The 24,375-nt window shown below is 44.9% G+C and carries 22 protein-coding genes and 1 tRNA gene; 1 reads left to right on the top strand and 22 read right to left on the bottom strand.

Annotated features, from left to right (window positions below; translation table 11 throughout):
• Positions 1 to 113 precede the first annotated feature (113 nt).
• From ltrA to QUA58_RS23105, 12 genes are all read right to left on the bottom strand, one after another.
• Complete coding sequence (gene ltrA / locus QUA58_RS23160) at positions 114 to 1,793, bottom strand: group II intron reverse transcriptase/maturase (RefSeq protein WP_333396203.1); 1,680 nt, start codon at positions 1,791 to 1,793, stop codon at positions 114 to 116.
• 1,474 nt (positions 1,794 to 3,267) lie between these two features.
• Positions 3,268 to 3,978: a hypothetical protein gene (locus QUA58_RS23155; protein ID WP_333257461.1), complete on the bottom strand. Its 711-nt coding sequence runs from the start codon at positions 3,976 to 3,978 to the stop codon at positions 3,268 to 3,270.
• A gap of 29 nt (positions 3,979 to 4,007) precedes the next feature.
• The gene (locus QUA58_RS23150; protein WP_333310086.1) at positions 4,008 to 4,724 is read right to left on the bottom strand and encodes an actin-binding WH2 domain-containing protein; all 717 of its coding nucleotides are present in this window, start codon (positions 4,722 to 4,724) and stop codon (positions 4,008 to 4,010) included.
• Positions 4,725 to 5,111: 387 nt separating this feature from the next.
• Positions 5,112 to 5,182 (bottom strand) — tRNA-Gly (locus QUA58_RS23145).
• Positions 5,183 to 5,333: 151 nt separating this feature from the next.
• Entirely contained in the window at positions 5,334 to 7,466 is a 2,133-nt protein-coding gene (gene uvrC / locus QUA58_RS23140) for an excinuclease ABC subunit UvrC (protein WP_333396202.1), read from the bottom strand.
• A 62-nt stretch (positions 7,467 to 7,528) separates the two neighbouring features.
• On the bottom strand, positions 7,529 to 7,882 hold the full coding sequence (locus QUA58_RS23135) for a hypothetical protein (RefSeq protein WP_333396200.1): 354 nt from the start codon (positions 7,880 to 7,882) through the stop codon (positions 7,529 to 7,531).
• 47 nt (positions 7,883 to 7,929) lie between these two features.
• Positions 7,930 to 8,277 carry a papain fold toxin domain-containing protein gene (locus tag QUA58_RS23130; protein WP_333396199.1) on the bottom strand — a complete coding sequence of 116 codons (348 nt, stop codon included), beginning with the start codon at positions 8,275 to 8,277 and terminating at the stop codon, positions 7,930 to 7,932.
• Between the two features lie 17 nt (positions 8,278 to 8,294).
• Complete coding sequence (locus QUA58_RS23125) at positions 8,295 to 9,047, bottom strand: amino acid ABC transporter ATP-binding protein (RefSeq protein WP_333396197.1); 753 nt, start codon at positions 9,045 to 9,047, stop codon at positions 8,295 to 8,297.
• A gap of 72 nt (positions 9,048 to 9,119) precedes the next feature.
• On the bottom strand, positions 9,120 to 10,319 hold the full coding sequence (locus QUA58_RS23120) for an amino acid ABC transporter permease (RefSeq protein ID WP_333396195.1): 1,200 nt from the start codon (positions 10,317 to 10,319) through the stop codon (positions 9,120 to 9,122).
• 117 nt (positions 10,320 to 10,436) lie between these two features.
• Entirely contained in the window at positions 10,437 to 10,958 is a 522-nt protein-coding gene (locus QUA58_RS23115) for a DUF29 family protein (RefSeq protein ID WP_333396193.1), read from the bottom strand.
• A 170-nt stretch (positions 10,959 to 11,128) separates the two neighbouring features.
• Positions 11,129 to 12,343, bottom strand: a complete 1,215-nt coding sequence (locus tag QUA58_RS23110) for an ABC transporter permease subunit (protein WP_333396192.1) — start codon at positions 12,341 to 12,343, stop codon at positions 11,129 to 11,131.
• A 354-nt stretch (positions 12,344 to 12,697) separates the two neighbouring features.
• Positions 12,698 to 13,783, bottom strand: a complete 1,086-nt coding sequence (locus QUA58_RS23105; protein ID WP_333396191.1) for an amino acid ABC transporter substrate-binding protein — start codon at positions 13,781 to 13,783, stop codon at positions 12,698 to 12,700.
• A 52-nt stretch (positions 13,784 to 13,835) separates the two neighbouring features.
• On the opposite strand from QUA58_RS23105, the gene QUA58_RS23100 reads away from it, so the two are divergent.
• Positions 13,836 to 14,018 carry a hypothetical protein gene (locus tag QUA58_RS23100; RefSeq protein ID WP_333396189.1) on the top strand — a complete coding sequence of 61 codons (183 nt, stop codon included), beginning with the start codon at positions 13,836 to 13,838 and terminating at the stop codon, positions 14,016 to 14,018.
• Here the strand turns inward: QUA58_RS23100 and QUA58_RS23095 are convergent.
• The 10 genes from QUA58_RS23095 to QUA58_RS23050 form a co-directional block, all read right to left on the bottom strand.
• A complete protein-coding gene (locus tag QUA58_RS23095) occupies positions 13,998 to 14,225 on the bottom strand; it encodes a hypothetical protein (protein ID WP_333253654.1) in 228 nt (75 codons plus the stop codon). The genes QUA58_RS23100 and QUA58_RS23095 overlap by 21 nt on opposite strands.
• A 574-nt stretch (positions 14,226 to 14,799) precedes the next feature.
• Positions 14,800 to 15,342: a DUF4339 domain-containing protein gene (locus tag QUA58_RS23090; RefSeq protein ID WP_333396187.1), complete on the bottom strand. Its 543-nt coding sequence runs from the start codon at positions 15,340 to 15,342 to the stop codon at positions 14,800 to 14,802.
• A gap of 149 nt (positions 15,343 to 15,491) precedes the next feature.
• Complete coding sequence (locus QUA58_RS23085) at positions 15,492 to 20,597, bottom strand: PAS domain S-box protein (RefSeq protein ID WP_333396205.1); 5,106 nt, start codon at positions 20,595 to 20,597, stop codon at positions 15,492 to 15,494.
• A gap of 202 nt (positions 20,598 to 20,799) precedes the next feature.
• Entirely contained in the window at positions 20,800 to 21,201 is a 402-nt protein-coding gene (locus QUA58_RS23080) for a fasciclin domain-containing protein (protein ID WP_006634220.1), read from the bottom strand.
• Between the two features lie 174 nt (positions 21,202 to 21,375).
• Positions 21,376 to 21,771, bottom strand: a complete 396-nt coding sequence (locus tag QUA58_RS23075) for a hypothetical protein (RefSeq protein ID WP_333253663.1) — start codon at positions 21,769 to 21,771, stop codon at positions 21,376 to 21,378.
• A gap of 89 nt (positions 21,772 to 21,860) precedes the next feature.
• The gene (locus QUA58_RS23070) at positions 21,861 to 22,115 is read right to left on the bottom strand and encodes a hypothetical protein (protein WP_333396185.1); all 255 of its coding nucleotides are present in this window, start codon (positions 22,113 to 22,115) and stop codon (positions 21,861 to 21,863) included.
• Between the two features lie 149 nt (positions 22,116 to 22,264).
• Positions 22,265 to 22,654: a hypothetical protein gene (locus tag QUA58_RS23065; RefSeq protein ID WP_333253667.1), complete on the bottom strand. Its 390-nt coding sequence runs from the start codon at positions 22,652 to 22,654 to the stop codon at positions 22,265 to 22,267.
• Positions 22,647 to 22,988: a hypothetical protein gene (locus QUA58_RS23060; protein WP_333396184.1), complete on the bottom strand. Its 342-nt coding sequence runs from the start codon at positions 22,986 to 22,988 to the stop codon at positions 22,647 to 22,649. Before QUA58_RS23060 ends, QUA58_RS23065 begins: the two co-directional genes overlap by 8 nt.
• A 274-nt stretch (positions 22,989 to 23,262) precedes the next feature.
• A complete protein-coding gene (locus QUA58_RS23055; RefSeq protein WP_333253672.1) occupies positions 23,263 to 23,703 on the bottom strand; it encodes an Hsp20/alpha crystallin family protein in 441 nt (146 codons plus the stop codon).
• Between the two features lie 252 nt (positions 23,704 to 23,955).
• Positions 23,956 to 24,243, bottom strand: a complete 288-nt coding sequence (locus QUA58_RS23050; RefSeq protein ID WP_333253674.1) for a hypothetical protein — start codon at positions 24,241 to 24,243, stop codon at positions 23,956 to 23,958.
• Between the last annotated feature and the right edge of the window lie 132 nt (positions 24,244 to 24,375).

The raw sequence follows: 24,375 nt of genomic DNA, 5'->3' as shown, positions 1-24,375 counted from the left end.
TTTACGTGAGAGTAAGGGGTGTGAATCCCTTAGTGGAGTAGGCTCCACGTGCCGAACGACCTTTCAGGTCGCGCCCCTAAGAACCGGACTTGACACTTGTCGCATCATCCGGCTCAAGCCTCTGCCTTCACAGTACGTTTACCACTGTGTACCACTTTATGACAGATTTTGTGTAGGTGCTGGAGATTGTCGATGTCATCCGAGCCTCCTTTTGTCATTGGTACTATGTGATGTGTTTCGATAGCTTCACCATTGCTAAGATATTCGCCACAGATAGGGCATTTCCCTCCTTGATTTTGGGCAATTTGGTAATACTTCGACCCTTTTTCCCAGATGGTTTTCCCAGATTTTGTGGCTCTTTTAGCCCAATATTTTGTTAGGTTGGGGTCGTCTGGGGATGCTGTTCCTTTTACCTTTATGTGGCGTTCGATGGGTATTTTAGCTATGTTAAATAGGCTAATTTCCTTGTTGTTACCTTTTCTGTCCTTGACATTGCAGGTAAACTCCCACCCTTTGCCTCTAATTTTAAAGTATCGGTTGGCAATCCACCGTTTGCTCTTGTTTGGGTGTCGCCGTTTTGCCCATCGCCAAAGTGCTATCCATACCTCAGAACTGATGTAGCTAAACACTTCTTTGCTGACGGCGTGGCGATAGTAGTTTCCAAAGCCTCGAAGTTTGGGGTTTAATTGTTCAATGACAATTTTCTGTTCTACCGTTTTATTTCTTTTGAGCCATTCCCTGATTTCCTTAAGGAATTTTAGGGCTTTCTCTTTTTGCGGTTTGATCAGTAGTTTGCCATTGTATTGTCTGAGATTGAACCCAAGAAAATTAAATCCTTCGCTGATGTGCACGATTCGGGTTTTCTCCCTATTTAGTTGTAACCCTTTGTTGGATAGCCATTGTTCGATTTCAGGTCGGATTTTCTCTATGTCTTCTTGACAGGTAGCGGTGACGATGAAGTCGTCTGCGTATCGGACGAAACCATATCTATCGGATTTGTATGAGCCTTTGACCTTCTTGAATTGGCTCAAGAAGTTTTCCAGACCGTGTAAGCCGATATTTGCCAGTAGGGGGCTGATAATGCCTCCTTGTGGCGTTCCGCTTTGTGTTTCATGAAGTTTTCCCTTGTCTATGTATCCTGCTTTTAACCATTGCTTGATTAGGCTGCGGGCGGGGAAATTCCCTATGGAATGTAGGATGGTTTCATGAGTGATATTGTCGAAGAATCCTGATAGGTCGGCATCCAGAACCCATGTGTCTCTATTACCTTGTAGGCGTAGAAAACACTGCTCAATGGCATCGTGGCAACTTCTTCCGACTCTGAATCCATAACTGTTTGCCTCGAAAAGAGCTTCCCAGATTGGTTCTAGAGCGTTCTTAACTATGGCTTGTGCTACTCTATCCTTGATGGTGGGGATGCCTAATGGTCTTTGCTTCCCATTGGCTTTTGGTATATATACTCTTTTGGTGGGTTTAACCTTCCATAGTGTGTGCTGCCCCATTTCTCGGATGAGTTTTACCCGTTGTTCAGGTGTTAATGCTACCTCCTTGTCCACACCTGCTGTTCGTTTTCCTTGATTCAGTTGGGTAACTTTACGCACTGACAAAATTAGATTGTCGAAGCTTCTTAACATCAGTTTTGTGAGGCTTCTGACCTGATTCCACTGACCGCTCTGTGTGGCACGATAAATCCGTTTCCTCAGATTCTTAACATTCTTGACGATTGATTTCCAGTCAATCTGTGACCAGTCGTTAAGTTGTCCAGAGCTTCCGATAACCATAGTGGTTTCCATCTTTCAATCTCCGTTTAGTTTCTTTGAATCCTGTTTATCGTTTAAGACCTGTCAGAAGTGGGCTACCATTTTCAGGCGGTGTGATGTTGGGATATTCCTCAACCCTTATCCTCTGCATTACACAGGGCGTTCGCTTTCTCTGACTTCCTTTACCCCCTAGACAATTCGGCTGTGATTACTCTTGGCTTACTCTCTTGTTTCGACCTTAAGAGAGAGTCTATTGGGCTTACCGTGTTTCGCTTTTGATGACCTGCGAAAAAGGTTAGGGTTCGACTCATACTCCGATAGCTTTTTGAACTTCTTTATTAGACAGCGAAACTTCTAATAATCAGCTATTTACCTTTTGGTTAAGGTGTTCCAGCCTGATTTCACCTTTTCGTGTATCACGGAGCTAGATTAGTCGTTTACTTATCGTTAACCCTTCCTTTTCTTCCTCTTGCATACACTACCGATTTAGGCTATCAGCTTAGATGCTTGTGTGGTCTGCACTCCAACGATTTTATTACTTACTTTCGTTGTGACCGGACTCGGATTGAGTCTTTTACACGAGGACTGAGGAGAAGTACCCCAGAGAGAGACGGCTCTCTACTCATCAAATGCGACTTTGCACGTCGCGCTTCACCGCACACGGCTCCTAAGTAACATAATCCTGGTCATGGATACAGTATTCTGAAGATATATTCTCTTTCTTACTGCTTGACAGATTCCTGTTTACCCCTAAATCCCACCTTAAGATTGCTCCCAGGTTTTAGGCTTGTAAAGGGCTACTAAAGACCCTGCCTTTTACGCTACCCGGTGCTGTCAGCTTATCTCTGTCATTACAACAAAGCATTGGCTTCTGCGACCATCCCTCACACTCACAGCTTATAGCTAGCAACCTACTTAATTATTTAAGGGCTGTGAGCGCTTTACTTCGTTCCGATTACACATTGGTTGAACTTTTAGCGTAATGCTATCCACCGGGTTTTTGGGCAGTGCTTGTAAGTCAATCCGATAATTGCTTACGCCCTATCCTTGCCTTTGGGCTTGGTCTATAAGCCGTTTGACCATCTATCATAACGGTGGTTCAGACACATTTTTGCTTTCGCTACGCATAAGTTCTTGCTCGACAGCTACCTCATTCGGCTAGAAGTCTTTCTGCCTTTGATCCCCGCTTTATCCTGTTGGTTGCTACCCAACAACATAGGGAAAATGCTTTCACTCCTGCACTTGGAGGCTAGGACTAAGGGAGGAACCCTGCACCTAGATGTGTAATCAGTTATCAAGGTTCTGTTGAACCAGGCTAACCGTCCCTAAGTATTTCTGCTCATTTTGGTTAAACGAATCGCACATCGGAATTGATATCATGGGCGGGCAGGATGCCCACCCCACAAGAAAATTAAATTTTTGTGGCACAGGCAGGATGCCTGTTCTTGAGCATGGTGCAAGATCTCAGTTACTACTTTTACAACAAACCAGGAACTCTGCAACAACTCTAACGTCCATTTTGCAACTTTCTTACCTCTTTGTGCACGCTCATCCCAATCTCCAAAGCCTCATTTAGTAACCGCCCGTATTCAGACGCCCGATCGCTCACATCCAATGCCATCAAAGCAGCCAAATTACTTTCAATATTAGCAAATAACTCGTAACGGCGACCTATAAATTGCTGATTTTCCCTGAGAATCCTCTCTGTTTTCAAAGCACAGACTAAACTTTCTCGAGTGATTTGTAAGGCTTCAATTGCATCTCCTCGGTTAATTAAATTGGCTTGTAAATTGCCAGCAGCCGTTAGGCGATCGATAATATCTAAAGCCTGAATTACCTCATGATATTTCTCAACTTCATCCAGCAGACCCGCCAGCGTTGCCAGAGGCTTTGCCTTTACCCATTTATAGACATTCCAAGCAACAGTAATCGCCAGCGAAAAACCGAAAGTTAATTGTAAAACCCGGACAAATATCTCAGCATCGTTAACTGAACCTACATTATGTTTATTGACCAGCAAAGCCACAGGCAGCGATACAACAAGCGTCACGCAAAATATCAACAACTCATGGAACAAAAGAGCAAACAGCTTTTTGCCGTCCCGGAGTGCCGCAGGTCGGTAAAAATCCGCTGCAAAACCGTCGCTCAAAGCTATTCCACTCAAATCATCTAACTCCTTTTCAGGAATTTTCAATTCATCCAAATCTGCTTGTATCACTATTTAAAATCTCCTTAAATTGCGATTAATTACGATCCTCCCAGAGACATAATTGATTGCCACAGACTCATATAAAAATTGCTTTCTCGGTTTCGGAACAGTTCAAAAGCTTGGCCCGGTGCGCCAAAAAACGGTCTCAGCGTCCATCCCAACTGACTGCCAACAAACGCATAAAGTCCCAACCAGAAGCGCAAAATATTTAGCCTGATGTCTTTGCCTTCGGCATCTTGTTCGGACAGAAAGTGCATTCCTTGATAAATGAAACTTACCCCCAAAAATCCTGTAATTGCCATGATAGCAACATTCAGCAACAGATAAAAAGTGTAATTGGTACTGCTGATTAGAAAAAACAGGCTGACCGGTGCAAATCCAAACAGCAAAACGCTAATCATCGCCATCGCTGTCATCAACAATGTCAAATACTGTTCAAAAGTTCGTTTTGAACCAAACATGACATTAAAAAAGTATAGTGTGGGAAAGCAGATAATCAGTGTCAGCAAGTAAAGTGCTGGCAACTTGATTGCTGAAACGAGACATTGCATCCACGTACTAGATGCACCTAATATTGCTCCGTAAATCCCAAAAAATATGGTACTGGAAATCAACAAACCAAAAATTTTTGATTTGAGCTTGACACCTTGGCGAATTTCTTCGAGAAATTGTTGCCGTTCCCGCAGCAAATTCATTACTACTGAAAAATATTTCACGGCTTCTCCTTGTGATTGATGCGATTCCGAATCAGTCATAACTCAAGCTGAGTTCGATCGGCAATCTTGCCAAATCAGGGCACTCTATGTTAACTCATTATTTTTGTACCCAGCTCACCCCAAGCTGAGATGTGGAGGCGTTTTGAGAGATACTTGCAAAGCTAAACGGCTCAAACTGAATACAGTTATGCTTTGTATTCAATTTGTATTCATTTGTCTCCAAATTGTCTCCAAAAAGGGCGATCGGGTACTCATTGGATACTCAGTTGATACTCAGTTTGGTCGTTCCGTCGTCAAATCGTAGTCATTTTGTATCCAATTTCTAGTCAATTTCTAGTCAACCAGACCCCTTGAAAACCGAGAAAATCAGCAATAAAAAACCTCAAACCGTTGATTTATCGTTGGTTTGAGGTTCTTATAGACGTAAGCGGGCAGCGGGAATCGAACCCGCATAGTTAGCTTGGAAGGCTAAAGTTTTACCACTAAACTATGCCCGCACACAGAAACTAAACTTACCACAAGTCTCTGGGGATTGCAATAGGCCTGTGCAAAATTTTTGAATACCTCCCTCACACTGGCTGAATAGGGACTTGCGCCCCGATCGCCCAATCCACCCAAAAATCCCCCTCTCCCACGCTGCGAAAGGCTTTACGGATGAAAATAAGCGTAAATTTGCTGCGCCAGACGCGGCCCAATCCCAGAAACTTCTGCCAACTGTTCGGGAGTTGCTAAACGCAGGTAGTCGATCGACCGAAAATGTGCTAACAATTGTTTTTGTCGGTGGTGTCCCAATCCGGGAATTTCATCAAGGCGCGATCGCTTCATTCTCTCGCTTCTTCGATCCCGGTGAAAACTCACAGCAAATCTGTGCGCCTCATCCCGCACCCGGCGCAATAATTGTACCCCTGGCTGCTCAGAATTAGTTGGCAGTGGCAAAGATTCCCCCGGCAAAAATATCTCCTCTCGCTGCTTTGCCAAACTGACAACGCGCAACTCTTCTAGCAAATTCATCTCCCGCAAAACAACCACAACTGCTGACAGTTGACCTTTGCCACCATCTATCATAATTAAGTCGGGTTTGTCGGAAATAGTATGAGAAACCGAAGACAAACTACTAATTTCTTCCGGTTCTCCTACATTACTCAATTCATCTTCCTTCTTTCTTCTATCCGTTAAATCCCGTACATTGCTCGTTGCCGAACTTCTTTCTTCTTCCTTCTTCCCATCCGTTAAATCCGCTGCCGAACTTCCTTCTCCCTTCACTCCTCGGAATCGGCGACCGATAACTTCTGCTAAACTAGCAAAATCATCAGAATGACCAGATTTAATTTCAGGATTTTTAATTTTGTAATGGCGGTAGTGCTGATTAGCCGGCAAACCGTCAATAAATACGACGCGGGAAGCTACGGCGTCAGAACCTTGAATATGAGAAATATCGTAACCTTCAATGCGGCGAGGAACTTCTGGCATATCGAGAATTTCTGCTAAATCTTGCATTGCTTGAGAATTGCGATCGCTCAATCTTTGCATTCTCGCCAATTCATACTCAGCGTTGCGTTCCACCATCTCAATCAACTCAGCCTTAGTTTGCCGCTGCGGCGTCAAAATCGTAACTTTTCGCCCCTTACGGTTGCTCAACCAATCTGCTAATATTTCCCCTTCTGGCAATTCGTACTGTACTGAAATTTGGCTGGGAATTTCTACGGATTCGACATTTTGATAGTGTTCTTCCAACACCCGCTGCAAAATCGCTCCGGCCTCTACCCCCCCTCGTTCCCCCCCTTGGCAAGGGGGGGAGGAAAGAGAAAGTTGAGATAACTCTTGCCCATCTTTTACAAGAGATTGAGATAACTCTTGCCCCCCCGTGTCCGCCCTGGGTTGGGGGGGTATTTCCGCCATGAATCCCAATCTTCCGACCAATTGACCGGCGCGAATTTGGAACAATTGAACGCAAGCGTGCTGACTATCGGCCGCAAGGGCGATCGCATCTCTGGAAACCGTATCGTCTGGCAAAGATACTTTTTGACCCGCACTCAAAGACTGCAAACCCTTAATTTGGTCGCGAATGCGCGCCGCCGTTTCAAAGTTTAAATCTTCGGCAGCTTGTTCCATTTGCGGCGCTAACAAATCGAGTAATTCCTGAGTTCTTCCCTGAAAAATCATCGCTACTTTTTGGATAATTTTTCGGTATTCCTCCGGCGAAGTTAACCCTTGACAAACGCCAACGCAGCGCCCGATGTCGTAGTTCAGACAGGGACGGTCTTTAAACAACGGTTGAGGGCGCTGCCGCAGCGGGAAAATCCGATTAATTAAATGCAGCGTACTCCGCAGCGCCCCTGTATCGACGTAGGGGCCGTAATAGCGGTCTTTTGCACTACCTGCGCGGCGTTTGCGGGTGATAAAAATGCGCGGGTATTCCTCCGACCAAGTTATGCACAAATAAGGATATTTCTTATCATCTTTTAGGAGTACATTAAAGTAAGGTTGGTGCTGTTTTACGAGGTTTGCTTCTAACGCTAAAGCTTCTGCTTCTGTGTCGGTGGCGATGAATTCAATTTCGCGCACTTGCTGCACCATCATCGCGATGCGGGGACTGAGATTTTGGGTTTCGCGGAAGTAGGAACGGACGCGGTTTCGCAGTCTTTTTGATTTGCCGATGTACAGGATGCGATCGCCCTCATCGCGCATTAAATATACACCCGGAACCGCCGGAATTTCTTTGAGGCGACTTTCTAGGCGTTCAGCATCTTTAACCAGTGGCAGTGTTTTTATTGATGGCATATAAAATCGAGATTTTCTGGCTTATATATACCATTGTAACGCTATTATCCGAGTCTAGGGAATCAATCACAAATCAAAACGGCAGACTTATTATCATCTACCTTATCCAACGGATATTTATCCTTAATAAATTCTTGCAGCAAATCAAAGAAAATGTCAAAAGCATGACTTTCATCAGTTGAATAGAAGAGAATAATTTTAGCCCAAGAAGCGGAGGTGTTAACAGTAAATCTCTTTTGCAGCCAAGGCTGAAATTCTGCAAATTCTTCCTCTTGTTCTGTGAACGGGGTTTCGAGCAAATCGCGGGCGTGTTGATATCCGCACAAGAACATAAATAAGTGGCTGATAGAAGGGGAACCCATGTACATTCCCGGTTTTTTTTGAATGCGAGCGAGTAATTCGTAAAATTGAGTCATTATTTATTCCTCCTTTATGTAAATTGATACAATTAAAAGCTTTCAATTTATTCGAGAATAAACTGACCGCTCGGACAGTCAAAGTCTTCGATCCATTCTTCTCTAGTCAGTCCGGTTGTTGACAAATTATCAAACACTCGGTTGCGAACCTCAATACCGTAGTGTGTGCCATTCTGAGTAATCGGTGTTCTGCCTTCTTCCCACCGTTGACTAACTATAAAATATCCTCGTCCTACCAACTTTAGTTGAAGATGAGTTCCGTTAATACCGTTTGCTTTTAACCAATTTTTAATAACTTCAGCACATTCAGCGCACTGCAATAGCTTAAAATTCCTGACAAGCGAGGCTATCTGTTGATAAATTTCTTCGTCAGAAAATTGTGGATTGCTTGGCATTAAATCGTATCTCTACTTTACAATATCTGAGATAAAAACTTGCGCGTGCGTTCTTCCTTCGGATTATGAAAAAACTCTTCCGGCGCAGCTTCTTCAACCAAAACACCGCCATCCATCAATACAATGCGATCGGCAACTTCGCGCGCAAAACCGACTTCGTGAGTCACCACCACCATTGTAATTCCTGTTTGAGCCAAATTTCGCATTACATCTAGAACTTCCCGCACCATCTCCGGGTCTAATGCTGATGTCGGTTCATCAAACAGCATGATTTTAGGCTGCATGGCTAGAGAACGTGCAATCGCTACCCGCTGCTGCTGTCCCCCAGACAACTGTCCGGGATATTTTTTTGCTTGTTCCAAAATTCCCACTCTTTCTAACAGTTGCATTGCCACTTCTTCAGCTTTTTTCTTGGGCCAGCGGCGCACCCACACCGGGGCTAGCATGACGTTCTGCAAGACTGATAGGTGGGGAAATAGGTTGAATTGCTGAAACACCATTCCTACTTCTTGGCGAATTTTCTCGATGTTGCGTAAGTCGTGGGAAAGTTCGATTCCGTCGATCGTAATTTTACCTTGTTGGTATTCTTCTAATGCGTTGAATGTGCGAATAAATGTCGATTTTCCTGAACCGGATGGCCCCATCACGACAACGACTTCACCTCGGTTTACGGTCATGCTGACGCCGCGCAGTACGTGAAATTGTCCGTACCATTTGTGGACGTTTTCTGCGACAATTACTGTTTCTGGGCTTGTTTGCTGAGTTTCCATATTTTTTTTATTTTTAAACCGCAGATGGAGGCTGATGAACGCTGATGAACGCTGATGAAAGTAGATGAGTTTTTAGCGCTGGCCTACTTCTAAAGTTCGCTCTATTTTGCGGCTTGCTAGGGACATTGAGTAGCAAAATATCCAATAAATGATGCCGACGAATATGTAAACTTCGGCGTACCTGCCGATATAGGATGGATTTGCTAAAACTGCGCGGGATATTCCGATTAATTCTAACATTCCGAATAGGGCAAGTAGGGATGTATCCATAAATAATCCGATGAATTGACCGCCGATCGCAGGAATGACTATTCGCAGTGCTTGAGGCAGTACAATGAGAATTGTGAGTAGGGGTGTATTTAGCCCGATCGACCTCGCTGCTTCTATCTGTCCCCTAGGCACGGCCTGCAAGCCACCGCGCACGTTTTCCGCCAAGTATGCTGCACTGAATAGAGTCAGTCCCGCAATCGCTCTAATTACTCTATCCAATTTAGGATACTCTGGTGGCAAGAAGAGTTGCAGCATTACTTGACCTAAAAACAAAATGCCAATTAATGGTAAACCACGAATAATTTCAATATATAATGTTGATAACAGTCTCACAACGGGCAAAGAACTTTGTCTGCCGAGTGCTAGCAATACTCCCAAAGGAAAGGAAAGCACAATACTAATAACTGCTAAAAACAGGGTCAATACTAAACCGCCCCAATCATTTGTTGACACTTCTGTCAAACCCAACCCGCCTTTAATTAGCCACAAAACTATTGGGAAGGAAAGAACCCAAATTGCAGGCATCCAGCCCATGATTTTTGGGCTAATTTGCCTTCCGATGGCATAGCTGGCGGCGGCTGCGATAATTATTCCTAAGAGGTAGAAGCGAGAGGTTAGGTCGATCGGCGAAATGACCGCACCCACAACCGCAGCACCTAGTATAATTAGTAAAGGCGGATTCCAAAGACGTTCTTGCCGCTGAATGTTTCCCCAAGTTAATCCTCCCAACAAGGCAATTATGGCCGTTACTATCCACAGCCTCCAGTAGTAGTCGCGGGGAAATCTTCCCGCGAAAAATAGCGGCAAGTTAGCTTCTAACACGCGCCATTGAGCTTTTGTTGTTGTCCAAACGATAATTCCTTTAATAGTTTGGAAGGCGATAATTAGGCAAACTACTGTCAGAATGCTGTTGTACCAGGTACTAAATAGGTTTTTGCGCGCCCAATTCCAAGGGGTAGGCGATTCGGTGGCTGGGGGCGGTAATATGGGGACAGTTTCCATATAGCGGTTTTCAATCCTATGACGTAGAGTAACAAGCAGTTATTTTATTAACCCGCGTAGGCGGGTTTTGTTTGTGTAGACGCGATTTCCAATCGCCAAGGCTAAAAAAAATCCTACTTATTTTCGCCGATTTATCCAATCTTCTCCACCTGGTAACTGACTTAAATGCTGGGCTAACACTGCGGGTAAATCTTTGGCGGAATGGATATAAGTCAAGTTTAATAACCTCACAGCGGTTTGAATAATCAGGTTTCTATCCATCATCTCTGCAAGTTGAAATTGAGTATAAACACCATTCAATACTTCCTCTGCAGCCTCTGCGATCGCATCCTCAATCACCTCCTCCTCTATAAAACTATCCCATTCATCAGAATTGATGTAATAAGATGTTTTATTATCTTTAATATTTGCCTTCTTAATTTCTCTGATTGAATTGCGAATCGAACTTGCCCAAGAACCAGTTAATCGTTGTTCAACTTGATTTTTTATCAAGTGAATCAGCAGAACATTTAAAAAAGATTGGATTTGTCGCAAAATTGCCTGTTTGCTCATTCCATCTAACTCATCGACTATTGCCAAAGCATCCGTATACCTTCCTTCCAATATGCTATTCCTAAGAGCAATTAATTCTTGTGTCATTTGATCTGCCTCAACTTTAATACTAACAAGCTAAAGATAGTTGTGACTTATTTATTATTGGTTAATCGTCAACTCACAAGTTTTGGTTTCTCTGTATAAGCTACATTCACTGTATGCCACTTTATGCGCTATCCTTTGATTACCAGTAAATTGGGTTAAATTTAAAGTCTTTACCTTTCCTTGATTTGTACAGTTTTATTGTACCAATTCATGAACAGAGAAACTATCAAACTAATTGTTAGGTATGTTACCATGATAATTAACATTGCTTCGATCGCCCTTCCGGTCTGATTCAGCGTCGGAGACCCCACCACAAAATAAACGTCGGGATAAGCAACCGCAACCGCTAAACTCGAATTCTTAGCTAAATTCAGATACTGACTGGTTAAAGGCGGCACAATCACCCGCAAAGCTTGCGGCAAAATTACCATCCGCATCATTGTTCCAGACTTTAGCCCCAAAGACTTTCCCGCTTCCCACTGACCTCTCGATACTGACTGAATTCCGGCCCGGACAATTTCTGCAATGTAACTGCCAGTATACAAGCTGAGCCCTGTCACCAAGGCTGCAAATTCTGGAGTTAACTTTAATCCTCCTTCGAGTTGCAATCCTGCTGTCAGGCGGGGGAAATCTAGACGAAAAGGCAGATTTTTGGTGATAATCAAAGCTAAGATTGCACTGAGGATGATCGCACCTACAGCCCAAAACAACTGTCTTCCCGGCTTAGCTTCTTCCAGCATCACCCGCGCCCGCCACATCCACAGCCCAGCCGCCGCCAAAACTCCGAGTGTTAGCAAAATCACCCAAATCTCGAAACCGGGCAAAGCCACAGGCCAAGGTACAGCAATGCCGCGATTTGTCAAGTAAATCGGCCCCCTCATCTGCTGATTGTCTTCCAGTTTTGGCAGGGAAATAAAAACTGCAAAATACCAGAAAAATAATTGCAGCAATAACGGCGTATTTCGCAGAATTTCTACATACAAAGCAGCCAAATTCCGCAGCAGCCAATTGTCGGAAAGGCGGGCAATTCCTACAGTCAAACCCGCAATTGTTGCGAAAACAATCCCCAGACCCATCACCCGCAGCGAGTTGATTAAACCGACAAAATAAGCTTGTCTGTAAGTATTTTCGGGACTGTAGGGAATCACGGTTTCGCCAATGTCAAAAGATGCTTGGGAATTGAGAAAATCAAATCCAAACGCAATCCCCAGTTGCGAGTAGTTGGCATTGAGATTGTCCCAGAGAATGGCGATAACAACTATTACTAAAATTAGGGCGATCGCCTGTCCGGCAATTTTCCAGAAGCGATCGTCCCGCAGCAGTTTTGATATATCTTTAAATTTGGGCAATTTATGCGATTTGCCCGGTTGAGGTTCTGGATTCATAACTTAAATTATATTTGATAAATCTGCTGGCAAATCCAGGCGAGATTGAGCTTTGGTGCGTGATATCGTTTCCGGTTGCATCGGAATGATTTAACCACAGAGGGCGCAGAGAACGCAGAGGGAGAGAATACAGAGATGAATAATTCCGATGCTACCGGATTTGATATGACTTGATATAGCAATCCTAAATGATTCTGATAAATTTGTAGGGGTAGTGCCCCCGTGCCTACCCCCTATCTATCGGGCAACCACGGGGGGATTGCCCCTACAATAATTATGCAAATGATTTAGGATTGCTATAGTTACTCGATTGGCGATCGGGATTTTCACCGTCACGCACCCTACATAGCTTTACTAACGGAACGGCGGCGAGTAAAGCAAACCGCCATCTTTCCAGAGTCTGTTTTGACCCCGTTCTAACTTAAGTGTACTTTTGGGGCCGAGGTTGCGATCGTACATTTCTCCGTAATTCCCAACTTTCTTCACAACGCGGACGGCGTAGTCATTCGGGAGTCCCAAACCTTTACCTAAATCTCCTTCTGTTCCTAGCAAACGTTTGACGTTCGGGTCTGTAGTGCTTGCAACAATTTTGTCTACATTTCCCGAATTAATTCCCAAATCCTCAGCTTCAATCGCCGCGAAAATAACCCATCTCACCGCGTCCGACCATTTAGGATCGCCACTTTTTACCGCTGGGGCTAACGGTTCTTTTGACATCACGATCGGCAAAACAACATTATTCTCGGAATTCGGCAGAGTTGTCCGCTTCGAGACTAGCTGCGATCGATCGGCAGTAATCCCTTGACAGCGACCTTCTTGATAGGTAGCAAAGGTAGCATTCACATCTGGAAACACCACAGGAGTGTATTTAATTCCTAATTTTCGCATTTGGTCGGACAAATTTTGTTCCGTGCTCGTACCTGTCTGCACGCAGATAGATTTGCCCGCAAAATCTTTTAAACTTTTGATGCCGCTGTCTTTTTTGACCATGATGCTTTGAGAGTCATAAAAGATAATTGGGGCAAATTCCAGTCCGGTAGTGCTGTCGCGACTCGCCGTGTAGGTGGTATTTCGGCTGAGAATGTCGATTTCTCCCGCCTGCAAAACTGTAAATCTATCTGTGGCGTTGAGTTTTCGGTACTCGACTTTTTCGGGGTCGTCAAATATTGCCGCCGCGACAGCCCTGCACACATCCACATCCAGTCCCGAATATTTGCCTTTTTCGTCTACAAAGCTAAAACCCGGCAGTTCGCCGCTGATGCCACAAATCAGTTTGCCGCGGCTGATAATTGTATCTATCCGGCTGGAACCTTGTTGCGAGTTGCCACCTGCTGCAGTTGTTGCTGTTGTTTGTCCGGTTTGTGCCGATCGATCCCTACAAGACGCCAACGGTGCCACAAGTAACACACTTGCTAGTAGCAGAAATCCCCATTTACGCATAGATTTTAGTAGAACGCTTTCCTGACAATCCTACCTTGTAGCTGTCAGAACTGTGGCGATCGGCGATGTACAAGAGCCGACGGCTTCTGGCTTAGCCGTTCTGCACCCAGTTCTGCACCCAGACAAGTGTACTCGCTACCAGCCTGTTATTTTTTTGCCCGCTGCGGGCGATCGTCCTTTCCTGCAATATTTATGGAATTTTGATTTAATCGGCTCAGAACCGCTCTGGTGCTAGGCGCTGCTCAGCTAAATCGCGGATTAGGGAAAGCCGAGACTGGATGTATTCGTCCAACAAATCTGCTTCTTTGCCATTAAGCGCAGAGTTCATCTTCAACTGCTTGAGCAGCCACTGTACCAGGGTGGCATCGTCCAAATTCACTAACAGAGTAGCTTGGGTGGTCTCAATTAATGACCAGAGTTGGCGTAACATGACTGGAGTCATAAAACCTCGTTGAGCGTAAATACGCACTTAATGGGCGGGGATAGCGAAAAGCGGGTCTTGGTGTCTCAAGCCGATCGACGAAAAGCACCCTCAGAGCCATCGGCTTAATGATTATTTTATATTTGACCACAATAACTTAATACAGTAGTGTCACAAGCTACAACACACAAGATGTTATAAGAGTTCCGAATTCCTTCACATTGAGATAAATATCTTGATAAAAGATTAAAAATCTTTACACGCGCTCCCTCGTGGGGGCTGCCAAGAGCCGTCCGCGATCGGGTACTCCTGCCCGGTTCGCCAGAAAATTAATTAAGCTGTGGCGCATTTAAATTGTATATTTCAATGCCCTATTCCCCACTGGTCAAATCCTCTACCCCTGTCCTCTTCTCGCTGGTCAGAACCAAACTTTCCCGCTTAGATTTCTGGTACGCCCGCCCTGTCACGGCGGAAGTTTTAGGATTAGGTGCTGAGTGCTGGCAAGGGTTCCGGTTGCTGTGGAAGTGCGATCAGAACCGCTGCACTTAGGAGGCACTCCAATTTGTAACCTGCTGTACTTAGAAAGGAAGGATATCTATTTCTTTGTAAGGTACTTTGCCAGTTCTGAAACTTCACCGGCGCGCTGCCAGTCAGCTTCTCCTCGTCTAACTTTTGTGCGATCTGTGATTTTCTGAACTTCCCAAAGTTGCAATGTGGTATACGGCCCCTCAGCTTTACCCGATCGGAATACGTACCAGTCAGCAATTTCGGGGGTTGCTAGTTTAGCAGGTTTCACTCGCCGCTCTACTGGGCTTGGAGTTGGTGAGGTAGATTTCTGATTCATCTTCATTAGCCATGCACCGATGAAACCAAATGCACCAAGGACTCCTCCTCCGACTCCAAACATTACGACTGGAGAAGTTGGACGGTATGGCTCTGGTACTGGTGGAGGGGGAGGAGCTACGGGTGATGGAGTTGGATTTGTATTATAGTTTCGCGGATAATACCGATCACTGCTGCGACTTCTTTTCCCTTTTTTTGCGGCTTCAACTGGAATAGAAACTGTTGTGGCAGCTAAAAAGCTTCCACCCAACATTAGCAGCATTTTTCGGCGCGACAGTTTAGTAAAATGGTTCATGTTCTGAGATGTGATAGGGGTATCAATATTTTCTCAGAACACCAGACAAAGTAAAATAGCGCTCGCAGCCCGCCAAGTATTTTATTTTTGGCGGGCTGAACATTTAAAACTCTATTATTTAATTTGGCTGCACTTAGGATGCCTCCAGCTTACTCACTAGCCACCAACTTTTCAACCCTCGCCAGAATTATTTCTAATTCAGCGATAATTTTTGTAGCCCCCTCCAAATCATTAGATTCGGCCAGACTTTGAAGCTGATCTGCCATCTCGGGCATTAACCGCACCGCCGCCGTAGCGCTGACACCTTTAATTTGATGAGCGTGGCGCGCCAGTGTCTCCATATCTCCCGAGGCGATCGCCCCCTTAGCAGCTTCTAAATAACTACCAGTATCCACCACAAAAGCTTGCAGTATTTCCCGCTCAAACTCTAAATCAGCGCCCGAAATTTCGTGCAAACGTGCCATATCGACTACCGATTCGATATCTGGCTCAGAATTTTGAAGTTCCTCGCCATTAAACTTGGGAGTTTCAATTTTTAGCTTAGCCGACCAATTTGCTAGTACCGATTTTAACTTTTCAATCGCAATAGGTTTGCTAATATAATCGTCCATGCCCGCCGCCAGACACTTTTCCCGATCGCCCTTCAAAGCATTCGCCGTCATCGCAATCACCACCGTCTTTTGATGTGGCTCCATCTTGCCAGCAGCAACATCTGCCGCTTCCCGGCGGCGCAATTCCAGCGTTGCTTCGTAACCGTCCAAAATCGGCATCTGACAGTCCATCAACACAATGTCATACTTTTTCAGAGCAACCATAGATAGCGCCTCTGCGCCGTTATTGGCCACATCTGCGGTGCATCCCAAAACTCTGAGTTGATTGATACCAACTTTTTGATTGATGGGAGTATCTTCAACTAACAAAATCTTTAAACTTGCTAACTCCCGGTTGTCAATAGCTGAGGCTCGATTGGAAGTTGAATTTGCCAGCGGCTCATCAATCAGCGTCATCGGGGCGATCGCATTCGCCAAGCAATCAAATAGTCGGTGAGCTTTAACAGGTTTAGTTAAATAGCCACTAAAACCGCTCTCTACCAAGCGTTTCGCCTCTGCAACCTGAGTCATTGAAGTCAGCACCACCCACTTTGTCTGCTGCATTGCCGGCTCAGAAATCCTCAAGCCTTCGAGACTTCCCGCCACCATTTCCGGCAACTGAATATCAACCAAAACGATATCGTAAGGGGAATTAACGCTGACAGCTTTGTACAGAGATGCGATCGTCATCCAACCGTTCTCAACCTCCTCAACCTCCATTCCCCACAAAACAGCCATTCTCACTAGCACTTTTCGCACTGTCGGCTTGTCGCTGGCAACTAACATTTTTCGCCCCGCCAGCACCGTTTCTAAATTCACTTCGCACGCTGTCCCGACAGCAGTTAAATTTTCCTTAACTGTCGGCACAGTAAACCAAAAAGTCGAGCCTTGGCCAGGGGTACTTTCCACACCTATTTGGCCACCCATTAACTCCACCAACTCCTTAGAAATAGCCAGCCCCAAACCTGTGCCACCATATTTTCTGGTCGTAGAGGCATCAACTTGAGTAAAAGATTGAAACAGCTTTTTTTTATCTTCGGGAGCAATCCCAATTCCTGTATCTGTGACTTTAAACAGCAGGAGCATGGAGTCATTATTTTCTATTTTTAACGGTTCGATACTCTCTAAAATTTTCTGATTATCGCTGGCTGCCAATAACCCAGGATTACTAGCATTAGCAACCTCAATTACCACTTCTCCTGATTCTGTAAACTTAATAGCATTGTTGATCAAATTAGTGAGTATTTGCCGCAACCGCGCTGCATCACCTTTAATTTGCAGCGGCACGTCGCTGTCAATCAGTGCCACCACTTCTATACCTTTTTCTTCTGCGGGAGTTGCCAACAAATCCAGCACTTCATTCATACAGATACTGAGGTTAAATTCTAGTATTTCTAAGCGCATTTCTCCTGCTTCCAGTTTGGAGAGATCCAGAATATCGTTAATGATGGACAGCAAATTTTGGCCGCTGAGTTTCAGCGTCTGCACAAAGTCGATCTGTTCGGGAGTAAGATTCGTTTTCAGCAGCAAATCAGTCATCCCCATCACTCCATTCATCGGAGTACGAATTTCGTGACTCATATTTGCTAAAAATAACGACTTCATTCGAGACGCTTCTAGGGCTGCTTCTCGGGCCTGCTGCGCTTGTTCAAAAAGAGTAGATTGCTGAATGGCGATCGCCAACTGCACGCTCAACCTTCCCAGCAAATCCACCTCAGAATCAGTCCAAACGCGCGGAGATCTGCACTGATGGGCAATCAGCAATCCCCACAACCGATGTTGACTCGTTTCCAAACTCCTTCCCGGCAGTTCAATTCGAGTTTCCGGCGAGTATTCTGTTGCCAAACCTTGACTTTCATCGCCTATAAAAATTGGTACAACTACATTAGCTCTTACCTGCAAACTAGCAAGTAAATCTCGGTGTTCCTCGCTCAAATTAGCCGTATAAATATCTGCCATTGCTTGAATTGTTTCTGCACTGTACAGCCATACATAACTTTCCCCAAAGGATGTTCTTTGAACTTTTCTGCCCAGCAGGGGCATCCAATCATCCCCTACCGATTCCACAACCACAATCGCTGTTTCCTCGGAATCAAAACGATAAATTACCGTGCGGTCAGTTGCCAGCAACTGCCGCACTTCATGTACAGCAGTGCTCAGAGTTTGAGTGAGGTTGAGAGACTGCCGGACTCGCTGGGCGATCGCCGAAACCAGGCGTTCTTGTTCTGCTTGTTCCCGCAGCATTCTCTCAGCTTGCTTGCGTTCGGTGACATCGCGAATTACCGCAGCAAAGCACAGCGGTTCGGTGGTTTGAGGGTGCTTGACCAGAAAAGCATTCATCACAACATCAATGGGTTTTCCGCTGTGCAAGTGGTGCATTTGACCTTCGCCTTGCCACTGGCCATGACTGATAATTGTTGGTAAAATCTCTTGACTGAATTTCTGTTGAAAATTGGGCCCAATATAATCCCAGATCTCCGTATAAAGCACTGCCGAAAGATTCTCTACACCCACCAGTTTTCGTCCGGCTTCGTTGACAAAAAGCGTTTTGCCTTTCAGGGTAGCCATACCGATAAAATCGCTGCTGTTTTCAATCAGCGACACAAATTTTTGCCGTTCTTCTTCTCCTTTTTTGCGTTCGGTAATGTCGCGCTTGACGCAGACATGACAAATTACATCGTCGGCGTTGTTAATCACAGAGTATGCGGCAACGTCGATCGCCAGCGTCTGGCCTTTTTTAGTGCAGTTAGTAATTTCGCCCCGAAAACTTCCTGTTTTCGCTAAACTTTGGGCAATTGCCGAAAAGCGCTCCCCCGCAACCAGCGGCGACGCTTCAGCTTCTAATTCCGCGTCTGTGTATTCTAAAAGCGTTTGGTGAGCAAGATTTTGTTCGAGGAAAAACCCATCAGCATCGATAATGACGATCGCATCATTGGAGTTTAAAAATATTTCTCGGTAAAGTTTTAGTTTTTCCTCAGCTCGCTTGCGTTCGGTGATGTCTCTTTTGACACTTACGTAACAAACTACATCCCCAGCATCATTGATAACCGCAAAAGCCGAAACCTCCACCTCAACTGTTCCTTCTTGCACAGCCTTAATACAGGTCATTTCGCCTCGGTAACTCCCTGTTTCTGCCAAGCTTTGCAGCACAGACATAAATGCCTGTTCTCCCATGTGAGTTGCAGGTGTTTTTCCCCACAATTTTGACGCGCTGTTACCCAGCAAAGCCGTGTGAGCTTGATTTGTTTCTAAGTAATAGCCTTGGGGGTCTAAGATCGCGATCGCATCGTTGGATTTCAAAAAGATTTGTTGATAAAGTTGCAGCTTCTGTTCAGCTTGTTTCCGGGCGCTAATATCCGTGAACAAGCCATAGTAAACTATCTCCCCCGATGCTTGAAATTCTGGCTGGGAAGCTCCTTGCACCCATTTAAGTTTTCCTGACGGAGTGACAATTTTTCCTTCCCACCGCCAAGGCTGCAAATTTTCAGCAGAAAGCGTCACCGAGTTGAGAAAATCATCTCGATCTTCGGGATGAATCATGTCAACAATTACATTAAAATCCTGCTGAGCAGCCTCTGGTTCTATTTCATACAATTCTCGGCAGCCCGCGCTTACAAACGAGAAGGCCATCGAGCCGTCTGGATTCAAATCAATTTGATATACCGTACCGGGTACGCTAGCAGTAATTTTTTGCAGTTTGGCTTGGCTTTGATTCCTGGCTTCATCTGTGGCCTGCAATTGACCAATCTCTCTAGAAAAGCCCAAAACCCCAAATATATTACCCTCTGCATCGCACAGTGGCACTTTTTGCGTGTCAAAGATGTGCTGTTTGCCACCTTCAAAGAGGAGCGCCTGGTAGGGATTGCGAACCCTCTCCCCAGCCAGCACTGCTCGATCTTCCTCGCGGATGCCCCTAATTCGGCTGTTGCGATCGCCAAATACTAATTCGGCTGAAAACCCTAATTCAATATCATCTTTGCCGATAATTTCCTCAACATTTTTCCCCACATATTCAGCAAAACTTTGATTTACAAAAATGTATCTAAAGTTTCTATTTTTCGCAAAAACTCTGTCCGGGGCATCGTCCATTACAGCCCGCAACAATAGTTCTTGACTTTCCGAATCCAGAGCAAAATTATTTTGAAATTTATCCTTGACTCTGGTCGTTTGACGTGCTATAGTTATTAACTGTTTTGCACAAATTTGAGCTACAGTGTGGAGCAAACAAAGGTGTTCCAAATTAAAAGCAGTTGCCTGCTCTGCACCAATGAAAAATACTCCCAACAATTCTTCACTTTCATCCAGGTTGGCTGGTGCCATCAACACCGACTGAAACTGAGCAATTGGTGGCGGAGTGATGTTGTGCGCCCAGTCCCGATTGCCAGCAAGCCATTCAGCGCGAGCAGCTTGCAAGCGCCCTTCCATTTCGGCTTTGGTGCTAGGACGTAACGGCTGTAACTGTTCCAGATATATTTGATCGTCCGGTAGCGTCAAAATGGCGATCGCCTCTCCAGGAATCAGGCGATCGAGATGTGCCAGACACGCAGACCAAATTTCATCAGCACTGAGAGCGGCTTGAACTTTTGCAGTAAGTTCGTTGAGAACTTGCACTTCCAAGGTACGCTGGCGGACTTTTGCTTTGAGGCTGGCGGCTAGGATTTGCATAGTGCTCACCAAACTGGTTTGCTTATATTATAATTATTGATTTTTAAACTTTTTCAAACAATCATCTTAAAATACATCCGCCGAAAAAACAACTTTTTTATATTTATATTACTTTCAACCGATAAAAAAAAGCGTGCGATCGGGAGCAAAGCGGCACCGCAAGGCACCTGGTTTGCTCCCGCAGCGAGATTAGACGGCGAAATTATCCCATTAAAATCACGTTATCGATCACATGGATCACGCCGTTGTCAGCTTCGATATCCGCAGCGACAACTGTAGCATTTTTCACCTCAAAACCGTCAGAACAATCAATTTTAATCGGCGAACCTTCCAAGGAAGTAACAAAACCGAGTTTTGCCAAATCAGCCTTCATAAACTTGCCGGAGACGACGTGAAACATCAAAATCCTGGTCAGTTGGGGAACGTTCTGCACTAGGGTTGTGATAGTTCCCGGTGGCAATTTCGCAAAAGCATCGTCAGTGGGTGCAAAGACAGTGAAAGGGCCCGGACTTTTGAGCGCATCTACTAAATTAGCTACTTGCACCGCTGTTACCAGGGTTTGGAACGAACCCGCACCTACGGCAATATCAACAATATCAGGCATTTTGTGTTACCTCATTTGGCAAAAAAAGTTATATTAAGTATCGTAAACTGATTTGGTTACTGGTTATATCAAATCTGTTAGCATCGGAATTATTCATCTCTCTTATCTCCCTCTGTGTTCTCTGCGTTCTCTGCGGTTAAATCATTCCGATGCAACCGGAAACCATATTATTGGTTATTTGTACAATACTGCTGGCGTACCCGAGGCCAAAACCTCTGTTTCTAAATCGGCTCTTGGTGAATTAAAATTATCTCCTTTGTGAATGCTAAAACTGCCGTACAAAATTGAAATTTCAAAAATATCTGTATGAATTAAAGCCGCTGTCCGGTGCGCGTCCTCACCCAAATGAATGCCTATTAAATCAGCTTCAGGCTCTTGTACATCTTCAGGATGGAACACCTCCCAACTGATATCTCGGCAGTCATGAAATACTATGGTATAAGGCAAGCGATCCCCTGTAGGATCGTAAATACATTCAAATAAAATTTCATTTCCCCACAAACAGACATTAACATTCGTTACGAGGGATGTCAGTCCCCCTAAATTAAGCAAGTTGTAGTCATCCGGCATACTAATTCCTCACTTTTTCTCCAGTATTGTGTGTACCCAGAATTGGGTTGCCAAATTCATCGCGTGTTTTGACCAAGCTGCCGTCTTTGTCAAGACGCAAACCTTTGTTTATTCTTCGGCCATCTGAACCGTATCTGGGAGCTGGGGGTGCGTATAACTTCACCATCAGTACGAATATTGACTCGCGAACGATCGGCAAATTCGTATTCAAGATAACCCCCTTCAGTAGTTCTGATTTCTGCACCCAGCCCGCGCAAAAAGTCATCGACTTCTTGGCGAGTCATCCCGCTTAAGTCTCCAAATTCCGATGCAATTCCATTGCCTCCAACTCCCTGACTCGGCACTCAAGTCTCCTCATCAACCCTTGCCGTTTCTAATTTAGCACATTACCTTGTGCAAGTAGCTACGCAATACGCTTGTGATACCAAAACCTCGGTTTCTTAACTCATTCCCAAGTCTTTTATCTAAAATTTCACCGCTCAAATCGAAATTACTAAGCGACTGCTTGCGCTTGTGATACCAAAACCTCTGTCTCTAAATCTTCAGAATTTAGTTTTTCTCCCTTTTGAATGCTAAAACTGCCGTACAAAATTGAAATCTCAAAAATGTCTGTAGTAATCACTGCAGGCTTGCGGTGTTCCGGCTCGCCCAAAGTAATTCCGAAAAATTCAGATTCAGGTTCGCCAACTGCCTCTTCATCGTGTACAGTCCAACTGATATCGCGACAGTCTTTGAATGCCAGCATATAAGGCAATCTTTCTTCTGGATTGTAGACGCATTCAATTAATACTTCGTTTCCCCAGAAAGATACGTTGACTTTTGTGATTAAAGATGTAAAGCCACCCAAGCCAAGCAAGTTATAGTCATCCTTCCAATCACTCATTTAATTTTTCTCCCGTATTGTGAGTACCTGGAATTAAATTACCAAATTTGTCTCTCCTCCGCAATAAATTACCATCTATATCGAGACGCAAACCTTTGTTGATATTTCTTCCATCTGAGTCATATTTCGGTGCAGGGGTTCTAATCACTTCACCGTTAGGACGGATCATTACTGTTGACTTATCAAAAAAATTATATGCAACATAACCATCTCTAGTAGTTCTGATTTCTGCACCCAGTCCGCGCAAAAAGTCATCGACTTCTTGGCGAGTCATCCCGGTTAAGTCTCCAAATTCCGATGCAATCCCATTTCCTCCAACTCCCTGACTGGGCACACAAGTCTCCTCATCAAGCATTGCTGATTAGAGTTTAGCACAGTTGGAAAATGGGAAAAAGGAAGTTCGACAATGGATGAGTGTAACGGATGTAACCGATGTAACGGATGGAAGGAAGAAGGAAGAAGGAAGAGGGAAGAATCATTCCTCAAACTCGCAAGGCCGAATTCCCAATGCCCAATTCCCAATGCCCAATTCCCAATGCCCAATTCCCAAAACAAATAGGGCGCGCACCGCACGCCCTATCTATCAGCAATTAGCCAACAATTATTTATTAGCCGAGTTGCACTTTCACCACGCGGTTCTTTTCTGCTTCCGCTTTGGGCAAATTCAGGTGCAAAACTCCATTTTTGTACTCAGCTTCTACGCTGTCATTTTGAACGCGCGTGGGTAGAGGAATCACCCGGCGGAACGAACCGTAGCGGAACTCAGAGCGAGTCATGCCTTTGTCTTCAGTCTTAGTTTCCTGACGGCGTTCGCCGCTGATAGCAACCGCTTCTGCTGTGACTTGCACGTCCAAATCCTGAGCTTCCATGCCCGGAACTTCTAATTTAAGGTGGATGGCTTCGGGAGTTTCATCGAGTTCGGCGGCGGGTACAAAAGCAACACCGTTAGATGTGCGATCGGTTGCCGGAGTCAAGCTATCAAACAACCGATTCATTTCTCGCTGCAAGGAGTCCATTTCCCGCAAAGGTTCCCAACGAATAAGTGCCATAACTAATACCTCGACTATCTGAAGTTTTTAGGAGTTGAGAAACACTTGACTCAACCTGTATTTAATATATTCCAGCTCCCGAAACTGGGGGATTCGGTTTTCCGCAAAAAGACCGATCGCATTTCCGAACATTCGCGATCGGTATTGTAAAATCATCCTAGGTGCGGGTATCCGATCCAACCCGAACCTAGCAATTTTAGATTTTAGATTCGATCGCGCAATTCCCATCTAAAATCTAAAATCGCAGGTTGGTTAACTCCATCGTGAGTGCCCAAAAGAAGCGTAGGTATCAAACAAAGCACCCACCAAACCAAAAGTTAGACCAATGACGAAAAAGCCCTGGAGGGGACAGCCGCTGCCGAAAGTAGCTAAGAACTGCAAAATCAGGTCTTCTCCAGAACGACCAACTCCTTGGAGAGCAGGCACGAAGCCGATCAGCGAAAAGCTAGTCAATCCCGCGCCGATTAACAATAAGGGGGCGACAAAGCTCAACAGGCTGGTCAGCAGTACAGAGCGAAGAAAATTGGGAAAAATGCTCATAAGAGTCAGTAAATTCAGCTAAACTGCCGAAAGGTACAAGCAAACAAAACTTGTCCTTTTCTACGATAGGCAGCGATCGCCCTCAGTGGCCGGTTCTGTCAGAAATCTTAAATCTTAGAGAAGAAAGTTGTT

Source organism: Microcoleus sp. N9_A1, from assembly GCF_036701795.1.
In the GTDB taxonomy this organism is placed as follows: Bacteria; Cyanobacteriota; Cyanobacteriia; order Cyanobacteriales; family Microcoleaceae; genus Microcoleus.
The sequence above is the reverse complement of the archived record's forward strand: the minus strand, read 5'-3'. Positions and strand labels throughout refer to the sequence as shown.